The organism is Streptomyces coeruleorubidus (assembly GCF_028885415.1).
Classification (GTDB): domain Bacteria; phylum Actinomycetota; class Actinomycetes; order Streptomycetales; family Streptomycetaceae; genus Streptomyces; species Streptomyces coeruleorubidus_A.
Genome location: NZ_CP118527.1, coordinates 4,777,579 through 4,793,071, shown reverse-complemented (window position 1 = coordinate 4,793,071; position 15,493 = coordinate 4,777,579). Strand labels below are relative to the sequence as shown.

The 15,493-nt window shown below is 72.3% G+C and carries 11 protein-coding genes, 2 tRNA genes and 1 pseudogene; 10 read left to right on the top strand and 4 right to left on the bottom strand.

Annotation, left to right across the window (positions count from 1 at the left end):
- The first annotated feature begins 16 nt into the window (after positions 1 to 16).
- The 5 genes from PV963_RS22320 (at position 17) to PV963_RS22300 (ending at position 5,012) form a co-directional block, all read left to right on the top strand.
- Positions 17 to 967: a bifunctional MaoC family dehydratase N-terminal/OB-fold nucleic acid binding domain-containing protein gene (locus tag PV963_RS22320; RefSeq protein WP_274817518.1), complete on the top strand. Its 951-nt coding sequence runs from the start codon at positions 17 to 19 to the stop codon at positions 965 to 967.
- Positions 964 to 1,347 (top strand): MaoC family dehydratase, encoded by a 384-nt coding sequence (locus PV963_RS22315; protein ID WP_274817517.1) that lies wholly within the window; start codon positions 964 to 966, stop codon positions 1,345 to 1,347. Before PV963_RS22320 ends, PV963_RS22315 begins: the two co-directional genes overlap by 4 nt.
- Positions 1,344 to 2,516, top strand: coding sequence for a lipid-transfer protein (locus PV963_RS22310; protein ID WP_274817516.1), 1,173 nt, complete (start codon positions 1,344 to 1,346; stop codon positions 2,514 to 2,516). Before PV963_RS22315 ends, PV963_RS22310 begins: the two co-directional genes overlap by 4 nt.
- A 133-nt stretch (positions 2,517 to 2,649) precedes the next feature.
- Entirely contained in the window at positions 2,650 to 3,210 is a 561-nt protein-coding gene (locus tag PV963_RS22305) for a SigE family RNA polymerase sigma factor (protein ID WP_274817515.1), read from the top strand.
- 125 nt (positions 3,211 to 3,335) lie between these two features.
- On the top strand, positions 3,336 to 5,012 hold the full coding sequence (locus PV963_RS22300) for a long-chain fatty acid--CoA ligase (protein ID WP_274822093.1): 1,677 nt from the start codon (positions 3,336 to 3,338) through the stop codon (positions 5,010 to 5,012).
- Positions 5,013 to 5,079: 67 nt separating this feature from the next.
- Here the strand turns inward: PV963_RS22300 and PV963_RS22295 are convergent, their stop codons facing one another.
- Positions 5,080 to 6,291, bottom strand: a complete 1,212-nt coding sequence (locus tag PV963_RS22295) for an MFS transporter (RefSeq protein ID WP_274817514.1) — start codon at positions 6,289 to 6,291, stop codon at positions 5,080 to 5,082.
- 129 nt (positions 6,292 to 6,420) lie between these two features.
- Between PV963_RS22295 and PV963_RS22290 the strand changes: the two genes are divergently transcribed.
- On the top strand, positions 6,421 to 7,002 hold the full coding sequence (locus PV963_RS22290) for a TetR family transcriptional regulator (RefSeq protein ID WP_274817513.1): 582 nt from the start codon (positions 6,421 to 6,423) through the stop codon (positions 7,000 to 7,002).
- A 33-nt stretch (positions 7,003 to 7,035) separates the two neighbouring features.
- On the opposite strand, the gene PV963_RS22285 is transcribed toward PV963_RS22290, so the two are convergent.
- Positions 7,036 to 12,009, bottom strand: a complete 4,974-nt coding sequence (locus PV963_RS22285) for a hybrid sensor histidine kinase/response regulator (RefSeq protein WP_274817512.1) — start codon at positions 12,007 to 12,009, stop codon at positions 7,036 to 7,038.
- 327 nt (positions 12,010 to 12,336) lie between these two features.
- Positions 12,337 to 12,894, bottom strand: coding sequence for an SSI family serine proteinase inhibitor (locus tag PV963_RS22280; RefSeq protein WP_274817510.1), 558 nt, complete (start codon positions 12,892 to 12,894; stop codon positions 12,337 to 12,339).
- A gap of 251 nt (positions 12,895 to 13,145) precedes the next feature.
- Between PV963_RS22280 and PV963_RS22275 the strand changes: the two genes are divergently transcribed.
- The 3 genes from PV963_RS22275 (at position 13,146) to PV963_RS22265 (ending at position 14,457) form a co-directional block, all read left to right on the top strand.
- Positions 13,146 to 13,236 (top strand) — tRNA-Ser (locus tag PV963_RS22275).
- Between the two features lie 198 nt (positions 13,237 to 13,434).
- Positions 13,435 to 13,507: transfer RNA gene (locus tag PV963_RS22270), tRNA-Arg, on the top strand.
- Between the two features lie 185 nt (positions 13,508 to 13,692).
- Positions 13,693 to 14,457, top strand: coding sequence for a DUF899 family protein (locus tag PV963_RS22265; protein WP_274817509.1), 765 nt, complete (start codon positions 13,693 to 13,695; stop codon positions 14,455 to 14,457).
- 181 nt (positions 14,458 to 14,638) lie between these two features.
- Here the strand turns inward: PV963_RS22265 and PV963_RS22260 are convergent.
- Positions 14,639 to 14,944: pseudogene (locus tag PV963_RS22260) on the bottom strand (tyrosine-type recombinase/integrase); the annotation flags it as partial.
- Between the two features lie 77 nt (positions 14,945 to 15,021).
- Here PV963_RS22260 and PV963_RS22255 point away from each other — a divergent pair.
- The gene (locus tag PV963_RS22255) at positions 15,022 to 15,348 is read left to right on the top strand and encodes a GYD domain-containing protein (protein WP_274817508.1); all 327 of its coding nucleotides are present in this window, start codon (positions 15,022 to 15,024) and stop codon (positions 15,346 to 15,348) included.
- Positions 15,349 to 15,493: the final 145 nt, after the last annotated feature.

Here is a 15,493-nt window from a genome sequence, read left to right as displayed (position 1 = left end):
CGGACAGTCAGAAACTGTGACTGGTGAGCCGGAGGTCCACGACGAGTTCGAGGCGCGCCTGAAGGCCTACGAGGGCCGCCCGGCCGCCGCCACCGGGGTCGGCCGGGACCTCGTCAACGAGCCGATGATCAGGCACTGGTGCGAGGCCATGGGCGACACCAACCCGGCGTACACCGGCCCGGACGCCATCGCTCCCCCCACCATGCTCCAGGCGTGGACCATGGCCGGTCTCTCCCGCCGCCCGGAACGCACGGCGGCGTACGAAGAACTCCTCGGCCTGCTGGACGAGTCGGGCCACGACGCGGTCGTCGCCACCGACTGCGAGCAGGAGTACCTCCGCCCCCTGCGCCCCGGGGACGAGATCACCTTCGACTCGGTGATCGAGTCGGTGTCCGGCCGCAAGACCACGAAGCTCGGGACGGGCTACTTCGTCACCACCCGCACGGATGTCCGGGCGGGCGGCGAACTTGCCGGCACCCACCGCTTCCGCATCCTCAAATACGCCCCCGCACGCCGACCGAAAGCCTTGAGCGCTCCGAAGGAGCGTCGGCCGCGCCCCGTCGTCAACCGCGACAACGCCGGCTTCTGGGAGGGCGTGGCGCGCCACGAGCTGCTGATCCAGCGCTGCACCGGCTGCGGCACCCTGCGTTTCCCCTGGCTGCCGGGCTGCAACAGCTGCGGCTGTCTGGAGTGGGACACCGTCGAGGCGAGCGGCGAGGGCACGGTCTACTCGTACGTCGTCATGCACCACCCGCCGTTCCCGGCCTTCACCGCATCCGATCATGCCGCCGCCGCGGCGGGTCCTTACGCGGTCGGGCTGATCGAGCTCGCGGAGGGCGTGCGGATCATCAGCAACGTGGTGGGGGTGCCGTACGACAAGGTGCGGATCGGCATGCCGGTGCGGCTGGAATTCCGGCGGTACGACGACGAACTGGTGCTGCCCGTCTTCCAGGGGGTGACGCGGTGAACGCCGGCGACCGCCTCCCGCCCCTGGAGATCCCGATCACCCGCACCCTGATCGTCGCCGGGGCGATCGCCTCCCGGGACTACCAGGACGTGCACCACGACCCGGAGCCGGCCCGGCGGAAGGGCTCCCCCGACATCTTCATGAACATCCTGACGACCAACGGCCTGGTCGGCCGGTACATCACCGACCACTTCGGGCCCCGGGCGGAGCTGCGCCGGGTGGCGATCCGGCTCGGCGCGCCCAACCACCCCGGGGACACGATGGTGCTGACGGGCACGGTCGAGGAGGCCGACGGGGACCTGGTGACGGTCCGGGTCGTCGGCGCGAACGGCATCGGCGAGCACGTCATGGGCACGGTGACGGTGAGGGTTCCGGGATGAGCCTCAGAGGGCGGGACGGACTCGGCGGGCGCGCCGCCGTCGCCGGCATCGGGGCCACCGAGTTCTCCAAGGACTCGGGCCGCAGTGAACTGCGCCTGGCCGTCGAAGCGGTGCACGCGGCCCTGGCGGACGCGGGTCTCACCCCGGCGGACGTGGACGGGATGGTCACGTTCACCATGGACACCAGCCCCGAGATCACCGTGGCCCAGGCGGCGGGCATCGGCGAGCTCTCCTTCTTCTCCCGGATCCACTACGGCGGCGGCGCGGCCTGCGCCACCGTCCAGCAGGCGGCCCTGGCGATCGCCGCGGGCGTGGCGGACGTGGTCGTCTGCTACCGGGCCTTCAACGAGCGCTCGGGCCGCCGCTTCGGCTCCGGGGTACGGCACCGGGAGCCGTCGGCGGAGGGCGCGGCGCTCGGCTGGGCGCTGCCGTTCGGCCTGCTCACCCCTGCGTCGTGGGTGGCGATGGCGGCCCAGCGCTACCTCCACACCTACGGCCTGACACCGGAGGCCTTCGGGCACGTGGCCGTCGTCGACCGCAGGTACGCGGCGACCAACCCGGCGGCCTACTTCCACGGCCGGCCCATCACCCTGGCCGACCACGCCGCGTCCCGCTGGATCGCCGAGCCGCTGAGGCTGCTGGACTGCTGCCAGGAGACGGACGGCGGACAGGCACTCGTCGTCACCTCCGTGGAACGGGCCCGCGACCTGCCGCACCCGCCGGCCGTGATCGCGGCGGCCGCCCAGGGCGCGGGACGCGCGCAGGAGCAGATGACCAGCTTCTACCGCGACGACCTGACCGGCCTGCCCGAGACGGCGGTGGTGGCCCGGCAGCTGTGGCGGACCTCGGGGCTCGCGCCGGCCGACATCGACGTGGGCATCCTCTACGACCACTTCACACCGTTCGTGCTGATGCAGCTGGAGGAGTTCGGCTTCTGCGGCCCCGGCGAGGCACCGGACTTCGTGGCCGAGGAACGCGTGCCGCTCAACACGCACGGCGGGCAGCTCGGGGAGGCGTACCTGCACGGGATGAACGGGGTGGCGGAGGCCGTCCGGCAGATCAGGGGGACGGCGGTGAACCCGATACCGGGTGCGGAGCGGGTCCTGGTGACGGCGGGGACGGGCGTGCCTACGTCGGGGCTCGTCCTGACCGCCGACTCTCAGGGGTGAACCCGCAGTACCCCGGGTCCTTCGCTCCACCTACAGGAGGTGCAGCAAGCCCTACCCCTACAACCTGAGGGGGACCCCGCTTCGGGACCTGCGGCCGATCCGCTGGAGGCGGCCCCGCTCATAGCGTTGAGCCATGACCACACTCGTCTGCACCAGCGCGTCGAAGGCCGCTGCACCAGCGGCGCAGACCCTTCCGTACCCGTCGTTCTCGTCGTACGTCAGGGCCCGCCAGCCGGTGCTGCTGCGTACCGCCCGCTCGCTCACCGGCAACCCGAGCGACGCCGAGGACCTGTTGCAGACCGCGCTCGCCAAGACGTACGTCGCCTGGGAGCGTATCGAGGACCACCGCGCCCTCGACGGCTATGTGCGACGGGCGCTGCTGAACACGCGGACGTCGCAGTGGCGCAAGCGCAAGGTCGACGAGTTCGCCTGCGACGAGCTGCCCGAGCCGGAGCCGGTGCCCGGCGGCGACGACCCGGCCGAGCAGCAGGCGCTGCGCGACGCGATGTGGCGGGCGATCATGCGGCTGCCGGCCCGGCAGCGGGCGATGGTGGTCCTCAGGTACTACGAGGACCTCAGCGAGGTCCAGACGGCCGAGGTGCTCGGCGTCTCGGTGGGCACGGTGAAGTCGGCTGTCTCCCGCGCGCTCGGCAAGCTCCGCGAGGACGCTGAGCTGGGGCTTGTCCGTAGTTGAGCGGATGTGTCGGCAGCCGGTGAGCGGTTCCGTCGGCAGCCGTGGCGTGATCGATCGCCCGGTCCTAGTGACATACCGCGCGGTATGTGCGCAGAATCAGCGCAACTCTTACCACCGCGCAGGCAATGCCGCCCCGGGAGGACGCCGTGCTGAGCACCATGCAGGACGTACCGCTGCTGATCTCGAGGATCCTGACCCATGGGTCGACGATCCACGGGACATCACAGGTGACCACCTGGACCGGTGAGGACGAGCCGCACCGTCGCTCCTTCGCCGAGATCGGCGCCCGCGCGGCCCAGCTCGCACACGCCCTGCGCGAGGACCTCGGCGTCGCCGACGACGACCGGGTCGCCACCCTGATGTGGAACAACGCGGAGCACGTGGAGGCCTACTTCGCGATCCCCTCCATGGGCGCGGTCCTCCACACCCTGAACCTCCGGCTCCCGCCCGAGCAGCTGGCCTGGATCGTCAACCACGCGGCCGACCGCGTGATCATCGCCAACGGCTCGCTGCTCCCCCTGCTCGCCCCGCTGCTCCCGCACCTGAAGACGGTCGAGCACGTGGTCGTCTCCGGCCCTGGGGACCGCTCCCTGCTCGCGGACGCGACCGCGCGGGTCCACGAGTTCGACGACCTGATCGCCGGGAAGCCGACGTCGTACGACTGGCCCGAGCTGGACGAAGGCCAGGCCGCCTCCATGTGCTACACCTCCGGCACCACCGGCGACCCCAAGGGCGTGGTCTACAGCCACCGCTCCATCTATCTGCACTCCATGCAGGTCAACATGGCCCAGTCGATGGGCCTGACCGACGAGGACACCTCGCTGGTCGTGGTGCCGCAGTTCCACGTGAACGCGTGGGGGCTGCCGCACGCGACCTTCATGACCGGCGTGAACCTGCTGATGCCGGACCGCTTCCTCCAGCCGGCGCCGCTCGCCGCGATGATCGAGAGCGAGAAGCCGACCCATGCCGCCGCCGTCCCGACCATCTGGCAGGGCCTGCTCGCCGAGCTGACCGCGCACCCCCGCGACGTCTCCTCCCTCACCCAGGTCACCATCGGCGGCTCGGCCTGTCCGCCGTCCCTCATGGAGGCCTTCGACAAGCTGGGCATGCGGGTCTGCCACGCCTGGGGCATGACGGAGACGTCCCCGCTCGGCACGATCGCCCGTCCCCCGGCCGGTGCGGTCGGCACGGAGGAGGAGTTCGCCTACCGCCTCACCCAGGGCCGTTTCCCGGCAGGCGTCGAGGCCCGGCTGACCGGCCCGGGCGGCGAACGCCTCCCCTGGGACGGTGAGTCGGCCGGCGAGCTGGAGGTACGCGGCCCGTGGATCGCCGGCGCCTACTACAACGGCCCGGACGCCGACCCCCTCCGGCCCGCCGACAAGTTCAGCGAGGACGGCTGGCTCAAGACGGGTGACGTGGGGACGATCTCCCCCGACGGCTACCTCACCCTCACCGACCGTGCCAAGGACGTCATCAAGTCCGGCGGCGAGTGGATCTCCTCGGTGGAGCTGGAGAACGCCCTCATGTCCCACCCCGAGGTGGCCGAGGCGGCCGTCGTCGCCGTCCCCGACGACAAGTGGGGCGAGCGCCCCCTGGCCACGGTCGTCCTCAAGGAAGGCGCCACCGCCACCTTCGAGACCCTGCGCGCCTTCCTCGCCGACGAGGGCAAGATCGCCAAGTGGCAGCTCCCGGAGCGCTGGACGGTCATCGAGGCGGTGCCGAAGACGAGCGTCGGCAAGTTCGACAAGAAGGTGCTGCGCAGGCAGTACGCGGAGGGGGAGCTGGACGTGACGCGGCTCTGACCCGCTGACGCGCATGACACGCGTGCCTGACTCCCGGGCACGCAAGGCCTGACCGCCGTCACCGCCGTCACCGCCGTACGGCGGTCAGCCCCCACCCCAGCACCAGCCAGAGCCCCGCCACGCCGCACACCCCACCCCAGCCGAAGTGGCTGAAGGCGAACCCGGCGAGGGCCGAGGCGCCGGCACCGCCCGCGAAACCGGCGACCACATAGGCGGTGTTGGCGGTGGCCGGGGCGGACGTGGCGGTCAGGGCGAGGGTCTGGTTGGCGACGTGCGAGGCGACGAGCGCCGCGTGGATCAGCACGGCGGCGGCGAACAGCGCCCCCAGCACCTGCCCGCCCAGCCAGAACAGCGGCACGGACACGGCGGCGAGCAGATACGCGGACCGCACGACACGCTCCGCGCCGAACCGGTCCACGAGCCCGCCGGCCAGCGGTGCCACCGCGGTCGCCGTCAGCCCGAACAGCCCGAACAGCCCGGCCGTCGCGGTGGACAGCCCGTACGCCGGCCCGGTCAGCAGCAGGGCGAGCGAGGTCCACAGCGCGCTCCACGCCCCGAACATCCCGGCCTGCCGCAGGCAGGCGCGCCACAGGTCGGACGAGTGGCGCAGCACGGAGGGCAGCGCGGCGAGTCCGGCGAACAGCGGGCCTTCCCGCCGCCGCTGCGACGGCAGGACGAGAGCGGTCGCGAGTCCCAGGACGAGGGTGAGCACGGCAGCGCCGGCGAACACCCAGCGCCAGCCGAAGGCCTGCCCGGCCAGTCCGCCCAGCACCCGGGCCGCGACGATGCCGGTGAACAGGCCCGCGACGACGGCCGCGACGTGACGGGCCCGCCGCTCGGCCGGGGCGCGTTCGGCGACCAGCGGGACGAGCAGTTGCGGGATGACGGTCGCGGCCGAGGCGACGAACACGGCGACCGCGAGGGCGGTGACACCCGGGGCGGCGGCGCTGGCGGCCAGTGCGACGGCGGTGACGAGCGTGAGCCCGCCGACCAGCCGGCGCCGGTTCGCGCTGTCGCCGAGCGGGGCGAAGAACAGCAGGCCGACCGCGTAGCCGAGCTGTGCGACCGAGGCGATCCAGGCGACGGCCGAGGGCGCCGAGGCGAAGTCGCGGGCCATGAGCGAGAGCAGCGGCGCGGCGAGGTAGATGTTGGCGGCGGTGACCGCGCTGCACACGGCGATCAGGGTGAGGAAGAGGCCGGGGGAGGGCGTACGCGCCTGCCGCACGGGGGCCGTGCCGGTCCGGCGGGACGTGGTCGTGGTTGTGGTCGCTGACGGCATGGAGGAGGACTCCTTGGAGTCGGCTCTAACAACTAACTGGTTGGTTGGACAATGAGGCAACAGTGTGGGCGGCCCTTCGATTCCCTGTCAACCAAACAGTTGGTTACCTGGAGCGTTACCCTCTCTCCCATGGCAGCAGCAAGGGACCCCGAGGCCACCAAGGCCCGGATCTTCGAGGCGGCGGTCGCCGAGTTCGCCCGGCACGGCATCGCCGGCGCCCGCATCGACCGCATCGCCGCCGAGGCGAAGGCCAACAAGCAGTTGATCTACGCCTACTTCGGCAACAAGGCGGAGCTGTTCGCGATCGTCCTCGAAAGGAAGATGCTCCACCTCGCCGAGGCGGTCCCCATCGACCCGGACGACATCGAGGGCTGGATCGACCGCCTGATGGACTACCACGCCGCCCACCCGGAGCTGCTGCGCCTGCTCTTCTGGGAAGGCCTGGAGTACGGCAACACCGAACTGCCCCACGAGTCCCACCGCCAGGAGCACTACGCCCGCAAGGTCGCCGCCCTCCAGGACGGCCAGGACCGCGGTGTCGTCACCGACGCGATCCCGGCGGCCGACCTGCTGTTCCTGCTGACCGCACTGGCCAACTGGACCGCGGTCGTGCCGCAGATGCGGCGCATCCTGGTCGGCGGCGAGGACCCCGACCAGGACCGCCTGCGCACCTCGGTCAAGGAGGCGGCCCGCCGCCTCTCGGCCCGATAGCGCGCTCGGACAGGCCCCTAGGGGGTGTCGTCCCTAGTTGGTCCCGATCCGGGACAGCAGCTCGACGATCCGGGACTGCACCTCGCCGCTGGTGGACCGCTCCGCGAGGAAGAGCACCGTTTCTCCGGAGGCCAGCCGCGGCAGGTCGGCCTGGTCGACGGCGGCCGTGTAGACGACGAGCGGGGTGCGGTTGAGCTGCCCGTTCGCACGCAGCCAGTCCACGATCCCGGCCTGCCGCCGGTGCACCTGCATCAGGTCCATCACGACCAGGTTCGGCCGGAACTGCCCCGCCAGCGTCACCGCATCGCCGTCACTCGCCGCCCGCGCGACCTGCATCCCGCGCCGCTCCAGCGTCGCCGTCAGCGCCAGCGCGATCTCCGCGTGCTCCTCGATCAGCAGTACGCGTGGCGGGTGCTGCTCACTGTCGCGCGGCGCCAGCGCCTTCAGCAGGACGGCGGGATCGGCACCGTAGGCCGCGTCCCGCGAGGCCTGCCCGAGTCCGGCCGTGACCAGGACGGGCACCTCGGCGGCGACTGCGGCCTGCCGCAGCGACTGCAACGCCGTACGCGTGATCGGCCCGGTCAGCGGGTCGACGAACAGCGCGGCGGGGAAGGCCGCGATCTGCGCGTCGACCTCCTCGCGCGAGTTCACGATCACGGGCCGGTAACCGCGGTCGCTCAGCGCCTGCGATGTGCTGACGTCCGGCGCGGGCCACACCAGCAGCCGCCGCGGGTTGTCCAGCGGCTCCGGCGGCAGCTCGTCGTCCATCGGCTGCGGCACCGGCGGATCGGCCACCTCGACGGCGCCGCCGGGCCCGTCCAGCGGCTCCGGACCCTCGGCGGCGTTCTCGTCCGGCGCGCCTATCGCGTACGACCGTCCACCGCCCTCGGTCATCTGCGCGAGCCGCGACTGACCAGCGAGGGACGGCTGCGCCGGGACGGGCGCGGTGACCGGTGCGGTGCCCTGCGCGGGCGTCGGCTCGGCCGTCGGATGCGGGCGCGCGGCCTGCTCCGGGCGCGGCGCCGTTTCCTGGCGGGAGGTCTGATCACTCCGACCGGCCTGTTCCGTCCGCGCGGCCGGGTCGGGCGGTGTGCCGAGCTTGCGGCGCCGGCCCGATCCGCCCGACTGGTGCGGGGGCGGCGTCGCCGAGGGCTGGGGCGCGGGCGCGCCCGGCGCCTGCGGGGCCGAAGCGGCCGAGGGACGCGCGGCGGGCCCGCCCGACGGCTGCTGCACGTGGGCCGCCTGCCGGTTGAACGGCACGCCTTGGCCCAGCGTCCGCACGCTGATCGCCCGCCCCTGCGTGGAGTTCGGGTCGACGGGCGCGGCCGCCTCCGCGGGCAACGGCTGAGCCGCCCGCGTTGCGCCCTCCGGGGGCATCGGGGTGCCCGGCGCCGGGGTGTGGGGCTGCGGGGCCTGGGCCGCGGGGGTGCCGTTCGGGGGGAAGGCGGGGTGTGCGGCGGCGCCGTTGGGTGGTGCGGGGTGCGCGGCGCCGTTGGGAGCTGCGGACTGTGCCCCGCCGTTCGGAGGTACGGCGACACCGGCCCCAGAGGTGTGGTCGGCGGCGGGCCAGGTCTGTGGCTGGGGGGCGGAGGTGCCTTGGGCCGGGGCCGGGACCGGGGATGGGGTTCCGGGGGTGGCGGTGCCCTGGGGTGGGGTGCCCGGGGCGGGGGTTCCCTGGGCCGGGGTGCCCTGCCCGGGGGCGGACTCGGCGGGGAGCGGCTGACTGGCGGAGGGCTGCTGCTCCGGTGTGACGACGCCCTGCTGCGGCAGGGGCTGCGCGCCGTGGGGCTGGTTCAGGGACGCGGGTTGAAGCGCCTGGCCCGGGAGGGCCGCCTGCACGCTGTGCCCGAGACCGCCCGGGGCGGGGACGGACACGCCCTGCGGGGGTACGCCGACCCCTTGCGGGGGTACGGCGACGCCCTGAGGCGGGACTGCGGTGCCCTGCGCCTGGGGGACGCTCGCGTGCGGGACGTTCCCCTGGGGAGGAACGGCGTTGCCCTGCGGGTGCACGGCGTTGCCCTGCGCGTGAGCTGCGTTCCCCTGCGCCGGAACCGCCACGCCCTGCGGCGGTACAGCCGTACCGGGCGCGACCTGTCCGGCAGCCACCCCGGCCTGGACGGGCACACCCTGATCCGGGGTGCCTTGCCCCGGACCGGCCTGCCCCACCGGAACCTGACCGGTGACGTCCTGCTGTGCGGGAACCCCCTGCTCGGTCCCGGCGGGCACGGAACCAGCCTGCTGACCCGCCCCCTGCCCAGGCGCACCAGCCACAGCACCCGCCGTACCGGGCGCCTGCGCTCCGGCCCCGTCGGCCGGCTGAGCCGCAACGGCCCGCCGCCGACGCCCGGTCGGCGCACTCGTCGGATGCGGCTGGGGCGGGGTGTGATCGGCGGACTGGTCGTGCGGGACGGCGTCGTGCCGCCCTTCCTCGGCCCGCCCGTCACCGGCGGCAGCGGAACCGGGAACCGCCACGGCTCCCTGTCCCTGTCCCGGCACCTGGCCATGACCGGCCCCCTGTACCTGACCGGCCCCCTGTCCCTGACCGGCCCCCTGTCCCTGACCGGGCACACCACCTGGCGCGACCTGCTGCCCCTGGTCGGCGGCGCCGGCCGGTCCGGCCGGGGGCTGATCCGCCTCGGCCGGCGGCAAGGCGAACACCGCACGCGGCCCCGCCGCCTCCTGCGCGGCCGCCCGCTCGGCGGCGGCAGCCAGCGCACGCCGCCGACGCCCGGTCGGCTGCGAAGCCTGGGCCTGACCCTGGGCCGCGTCGGCGGAAGCCGCGGCGGCCTCGCCGGACGGCGCGGGCAGTGCCGGCGGCAGCGCGTGCTGCTCGCCGGGCTGGACCTCACGCCGGGCCCGCCGTCCGGAGGGCGCGGGCACGCCCTGCGGCGGAACGGTCCCGCCCAGTCCCGTACCCGATGCGGCGGTCCCCGCCGCATGCTCGGCGGCCGTGACGACGGCCCCTTCGGCGACGCCCTGGACGGCGCCCCCGACGGGCAGGGCCGGAGCCGCACCGGCGTTCTCGGCCGCACGCCGCCGCCGCCCGGTACCGCCCGACGCGGCCGCACCCTCACCGGAAGCCTGCGCGGGAAGGGCAGCCGGTTCCCCGGCGGCCCGCCTCCTGCGCCGCCCGGTGGGCGCGGCCCCCTCGGCACCGGACCCACCGGCCCCGTCGCCCTCAGCCGGAACGTCACCGTCCAGGAACGCATCGGTGTTGGACCGCCGCGCCCGGCGCCGTCCTCCACCGAAGGTCTGCCCACCGGACGTCTGATCACCGGAGGCAGCGGGCATCCCCTCGTCGACCGCTTGGGCGGCCTGGGCGGCGGCATCCGCGGCAACCGCCCCGGCCCCGCCCCCGATCGGCACTTCGAGGACGTAGGCGTTACCGCTCATCCCCGGCACTTCATGCGTCTGGAGCACGCCACCGTGGGCCCGGACGATCCCGCGGACGATGGGCTCGTGCACGGTGTCACCGCCGGCGTAGGGCCCGCGCACCTCGATGCGTACGACCTCGCCGCGCTGGGCCGCCGCCACCACGACGGTGTTGTCCATGTAGCCGCCCGCCGACACGGGCGTGTTGCCGGTCGCGTCGACCCCCGCCACGTCCGCGACCAGATGCGCGAGAGCGGTCGCGAGCAGCCGGGGATCGACCTCGGCCTCGATGGGCGGCGCGTGCACGGCGAACTGCACCCGCCCGGGCCCGATGAGCTCGACGGCCCCGTCGACACCGGCGGCGACGACGGCGTCCAGCATCACCTTCGTACGGGAGATGCCCTCGCTGCCCGAGTCGAGCCGCTGGTAGCCGAGGACGTTGTCGATGAGCGTAGTGATGCGCGAATACCCGGCGGACAGGTGGTGCAGCACCTGGTTGGCCTCGGGCCACAGCTGCCCGGCGTCGTCCGCTGCCAGCGCGGCCAGCTCACGCCGCAGCTCCTCCAGCGGCCCGCGCAGCGACTGCCCGAGCAGGGTCAGCAACTGCTCGTGCCGCGCGGCGAGCGCCTCGTACCGATCCTTCTCCCGCTCCCCGAGGGCGGCGTACCGCTCCTCGTTCGCGCCGAGTTCCTCGGCGTGCCGCTCGCGCAGCTCCTCCAGCTCGGTGACGTGCTGCTGGCGCAGCGCGGTCAGCTCGGAGGCGTGCTCCTCGGCGATCCGCTCCAGCTCTTCCGCGTGGCGCTTCTGAGCCGCCTCCTTCTCCTCGACGACGGCGTCGTAGGGCCGCCGGTCGGTGAAGGTCATCACGGCGCCGACGAGCTGCTCGCCGTCGCGCACGGGCGCGGTCGTCAGATCGACCGGCACCTTGCCGCCGTCCTTGGCGTACAGCACCTGCCCGCGCACCCGGTGCTTGCGCCCGGAGCGCAGGGTGTCGGCGAGCGGCGACTCCTCGTACGGGAAGGGCGATCCGTCGGCGCGCGAGTGCAGCACGAGATCGTGCAGTGCGCGCCCGCCGAGATCGCTGGCCCGGAAACCCAGTATCTGAGCGGCGGCCGGATTGACGAGCACGATCCGCCCGTCGGTGTCGGTCCCGACGACGCCCTCGGCCGCGGCCCGCAGGATCATCTCGGTCTGCCGCTGCGACCGCGCCAGCTCGGCCTCGGTGTCCACGGTCCCGGACAGGTCCCGTACGACGAGCATGAGCAGCTCGTCGCCGGTGTAGCCGTAACTGTCGTAGGCCTGCTGCCCGTTCTCCAGATTCGCACTGGTGACCTCGACGGGGAACTCGGTCCCGTCCGTCCTGCGCGCGATCATCCGGGTCGGCTTGGTCCGGGCATGCGGATCGAGGTGCTCCGGCCGCCGCATGGACCCCGGGATGAGCTTGGAGTCGAACTGCGGCAGCAGATCGAGCAGCCCGCGCCCCACCAGAGCGGTGCCCGGCGTCTCGAAGGCCTCCAGGGCGATGGTGTTGGCGTTGACGACCGTCCCGTTGGCGTTGACCAGCACCAACGCGTCGGGAAGAGCGTCCAGTATGGCTGCGAGGCGAGCAGCGCCTCGGGATGGCCTGCTGCTCACGAGACGCTTCCTCCCTGTTACCGCACCTTGCCGACCGCTCGGGCCATCTTGCCAACCGTCCCGCAGCGTGTCACGCGAGGGAGTCTAAGGGCTGCGGTTGCGCTCGCGACGCCGGATGAGAGCGAGGTCGCACGAGGAAGTGACCCCGAACTGACGACCGAGTAACCGGAAACGCCCGCCCTCCTGCAACGACGTCGCGGGACCTTCGCGGGACCTTTACGAGGACAGTGTTTCTGTACCTTTTTGCCCGGGTGGCCGGATGAGGGCGTGAGGTGGCCGGATAGGGGCGCGAGCGCGACGCCACGGGAACCACCGCCCCGGGTCACCTCAGGGGCGTTTCTCGGATCCCATGTCCGGCAGCAGCGGCACGAGCCGGTCCCAGCGGGCGATCCCGCAGCCGTCACGTCGGTCGTACGTGGCGTCGACGGGCCGTCCGGCCCAGGTGCCGGTGACGTGCGCGGTGGCCGGCCCGCCGTACTGCATGGTGCAGAAGCCGCCTTCCGGGGCGGGTGCGAAGGCGTCCTTCCCCCACCGCGTGTCCCGCTCCAGGACCGCACAGGCTCCGCGAGGGTCGGGATGGCTGCCGCCGTCGGGCCCGCAGTACAACTCATACGTCCCGTCGACCTCACCGCCCGCGTTCCGCACGGTGACGGTGAGATGGTCCCGGTCCGGGCCGTGGCGGCCATCGAGCCCGGCCGGGGACGGGCCGGCCTGGGCGGACGCGGCCGGGGACACCGCGGCCAGCGCCCCGAAGGCGGCGACGGAGGCGGCGGCCCCGACGACGAGCCGCCGCAGACCGGGACGAGCGATGGTCCGCGAGGTTCGGGAGGCCCGGGAGGCCTGGGACGCGTTTCCGGGGTGACCCCGGCGAATGGCATGCGACATCGACATGACCTGACTAACGCGGCGCGGCCCGGTACGTTGCGCGCCGGTCCGAGGCGCCGCACGACACCACCGCGCACCCCACCACCCGGCCCCGCCACGCCACACCCCGGCACACCCCCCGCTGCTGCCCGGACAAGGCCTTTGCCCTGCGCCCTTCCCGCCTAGTACCGTGGGGGTCGATTGGTGACAGCACGCTCGACTGTGTCATCATCGGCACGCACCGACTCGCGCTCGCGCGGGAGGATGTGCCTGGAGGCGTCGCCTAGTCCGGTCTATGGCGCCGCACTGCTAATGCGGTTTGGGTCTTAAAGCCCATCGAGGGTTCAAATCCCTCCGCCTCCGCACCTGATCACGAAGCCCCGGTCACCCGACCGGGGCTTCGCTGTCGTCGGTCCGGTCGCCGATGCGCCTCTGAGGCCATTTCCCGAGGTCACAAGGGGTGTGGCAAACGGATTTCACATGGCGGCGGCGGTCATGTAATGTTCTTCCTGTCGCCGCGAGCGAGCCGGAAGGCCCGAGAGCGGCGAAAAAACAGAACAAGCACTCGTAGCTTAACGGATAGAGCATCTGACTACGGATCAGAAGGTTGCAGGTTCGAATCCTGCCGAGTGCACAGCACGTCAGAGGCCCTGTGGATCACTTCACAGGGCCTCTGGCTTTGGCCTTGACGGCAGTGATTGACGGCAACCGCCTCGGAGGACGGGTGCGGGGTCCGTGCCATCCGGCGAGATCGCGGTCAGTAGCGCCCGCCACGGGCTCCATCGATGATTTCTTGCGAGCTGCAGGGTCAGTACGGCCATGACTGATGTGAACAAGCCGCCGGTCGTCTCCCGCCGGGAGTGGCTGGCCGCAATCGACACCCTGCGCGTCCGGGAGAAGGCGCACACCCGCGAGGGCGACGCGATCGCTGCCGCCCGGCGACGGCTGCCCGTAACCGAGGTGGACCCGTCGGTCCCGCTCATCGGAGGCAAGGGGCACGTCCCCCTGATCGATGTCTTCGAGGGCCGTACCCAGCTGTTCGTGTCGTATCACATGTGGCACGACGGCCGCCCCGCCGCCGACCAGTGTGAGGGCTGCACCTTTTTCACCGGCCAGGTCCGCGAACTGTCCTATCTGCACCAGCGTGACGTCACCTTCGCCGTCTTCTGCCAGGGCCCGTACGAGGAATCCGACCGCTACCGCCGCTTCATGGGCTGGGACATGCCCTGGTACTCCGTGCCCGCCGAGTCGCACGCACGGCTCATCGACGGCCGCCACTTCGGGATGAAGGCGAGCTACCTCCGCGATGGGGACCGTGTCTACGAGACGTACTGGACCACCGGCCGTGGCGTTGAACCCATGGCGCCGTCCTACGGCATCCTCGACATGACCGTCTACGGACGGCAGGAGACCTGGGAGGACTCCCCGTCCGGCTGGCCGCAGCCGTACGAGACGCTTGGCCAGCAGTTCCGCAAGGACGGACGGCCGACTGCGCAATGGGCACGGATCGCAGCCGGCCACGACGACGACCTCGACAACGGACAGCCCAGCACGGCCACGGGTAGCTCAGGCTGCTGTTCGTAGACCCAAGCCCGACGGCCATCGCGGTGGAGCGACGGCCGTCTCGGCGGCGTGGAAGCCTGAATATCCGTGCGAACAGCCGTCTTCGTTTATGCGTAGAACTTCTCGAATCGCGGTTAGACGGGTACCGGGACATCGGCTGCGCCGCCGTCATCCTCCGACTCATTGGTGTCACGAAGGTGTAGATGTCCATGGTCACGCGGATGGAGCTGTGGCCGAGGACTTCCGTGATCATGCGGGCGTCGGCGACCTGTTCGCGGAGCAGCGAGGCGCAGGTGTGGCGCAGGTCGTGGAAGCGGACCTTACGGACGTCGGCGCGGAGGCAGTGCGCATCGAAGGAGCGGTTCAGGTTGCGCGGCTCGATGGGGGTGCCGTTCCGGAAGGTTGCAGGTTCGAATCCTGCCGAGTGCACACAACGCCAGAGGTCCCGGATCACCCCGGGGCCTGTGGCGTTTCCCTGGCTCGATGGGCGGTCATCGTCCCCGGCCATTCGGGGGATGCGTGGGTCTCTTCCTGCGCCTTCCCGCCCCGCGAGGGCATCCCTTGATGGAAAGAAAGGGAGACATGATGCCGCTCTACCTATCGAGGTTCAGCTACACCCCGGAGACTTGGGCGAGGCTGATCGTCCGCCCGGAGGACCGCGCACAGGCCGCTCAGTCGTACATCGAGTCCGTCGGCGGGAAGCTCCATGGCTTCTGGTATGCCTTCGGCACGCACGACGGCTACAACCTGTGGGAGGCTCCGGACAACGTGTCCATGGCCGCGGTTGCGCTGGCGATCAGCGGGGGCGGCGCGCTGAGTTCGTTCGAGACGACGGTTCTCCTGACCGTCGACGAAACGATCGAGGCCCTGCGCACAGCCGAGCAGGTCCAGTACCGGGCTCCTGGCACGTAGGTCGGCGGCGTGGTTTCGTGCCAGGTCCCCTGACGAAGACGGCCGCCCGGGGGGCGAGTCGGTGAATAAGGTCGGTCATGTCATCAGCTCCGATCGGCTGGTGGCCGTGCCCCGGGGCGGCTCCATCCGTCGCCGGGGCTTTCAC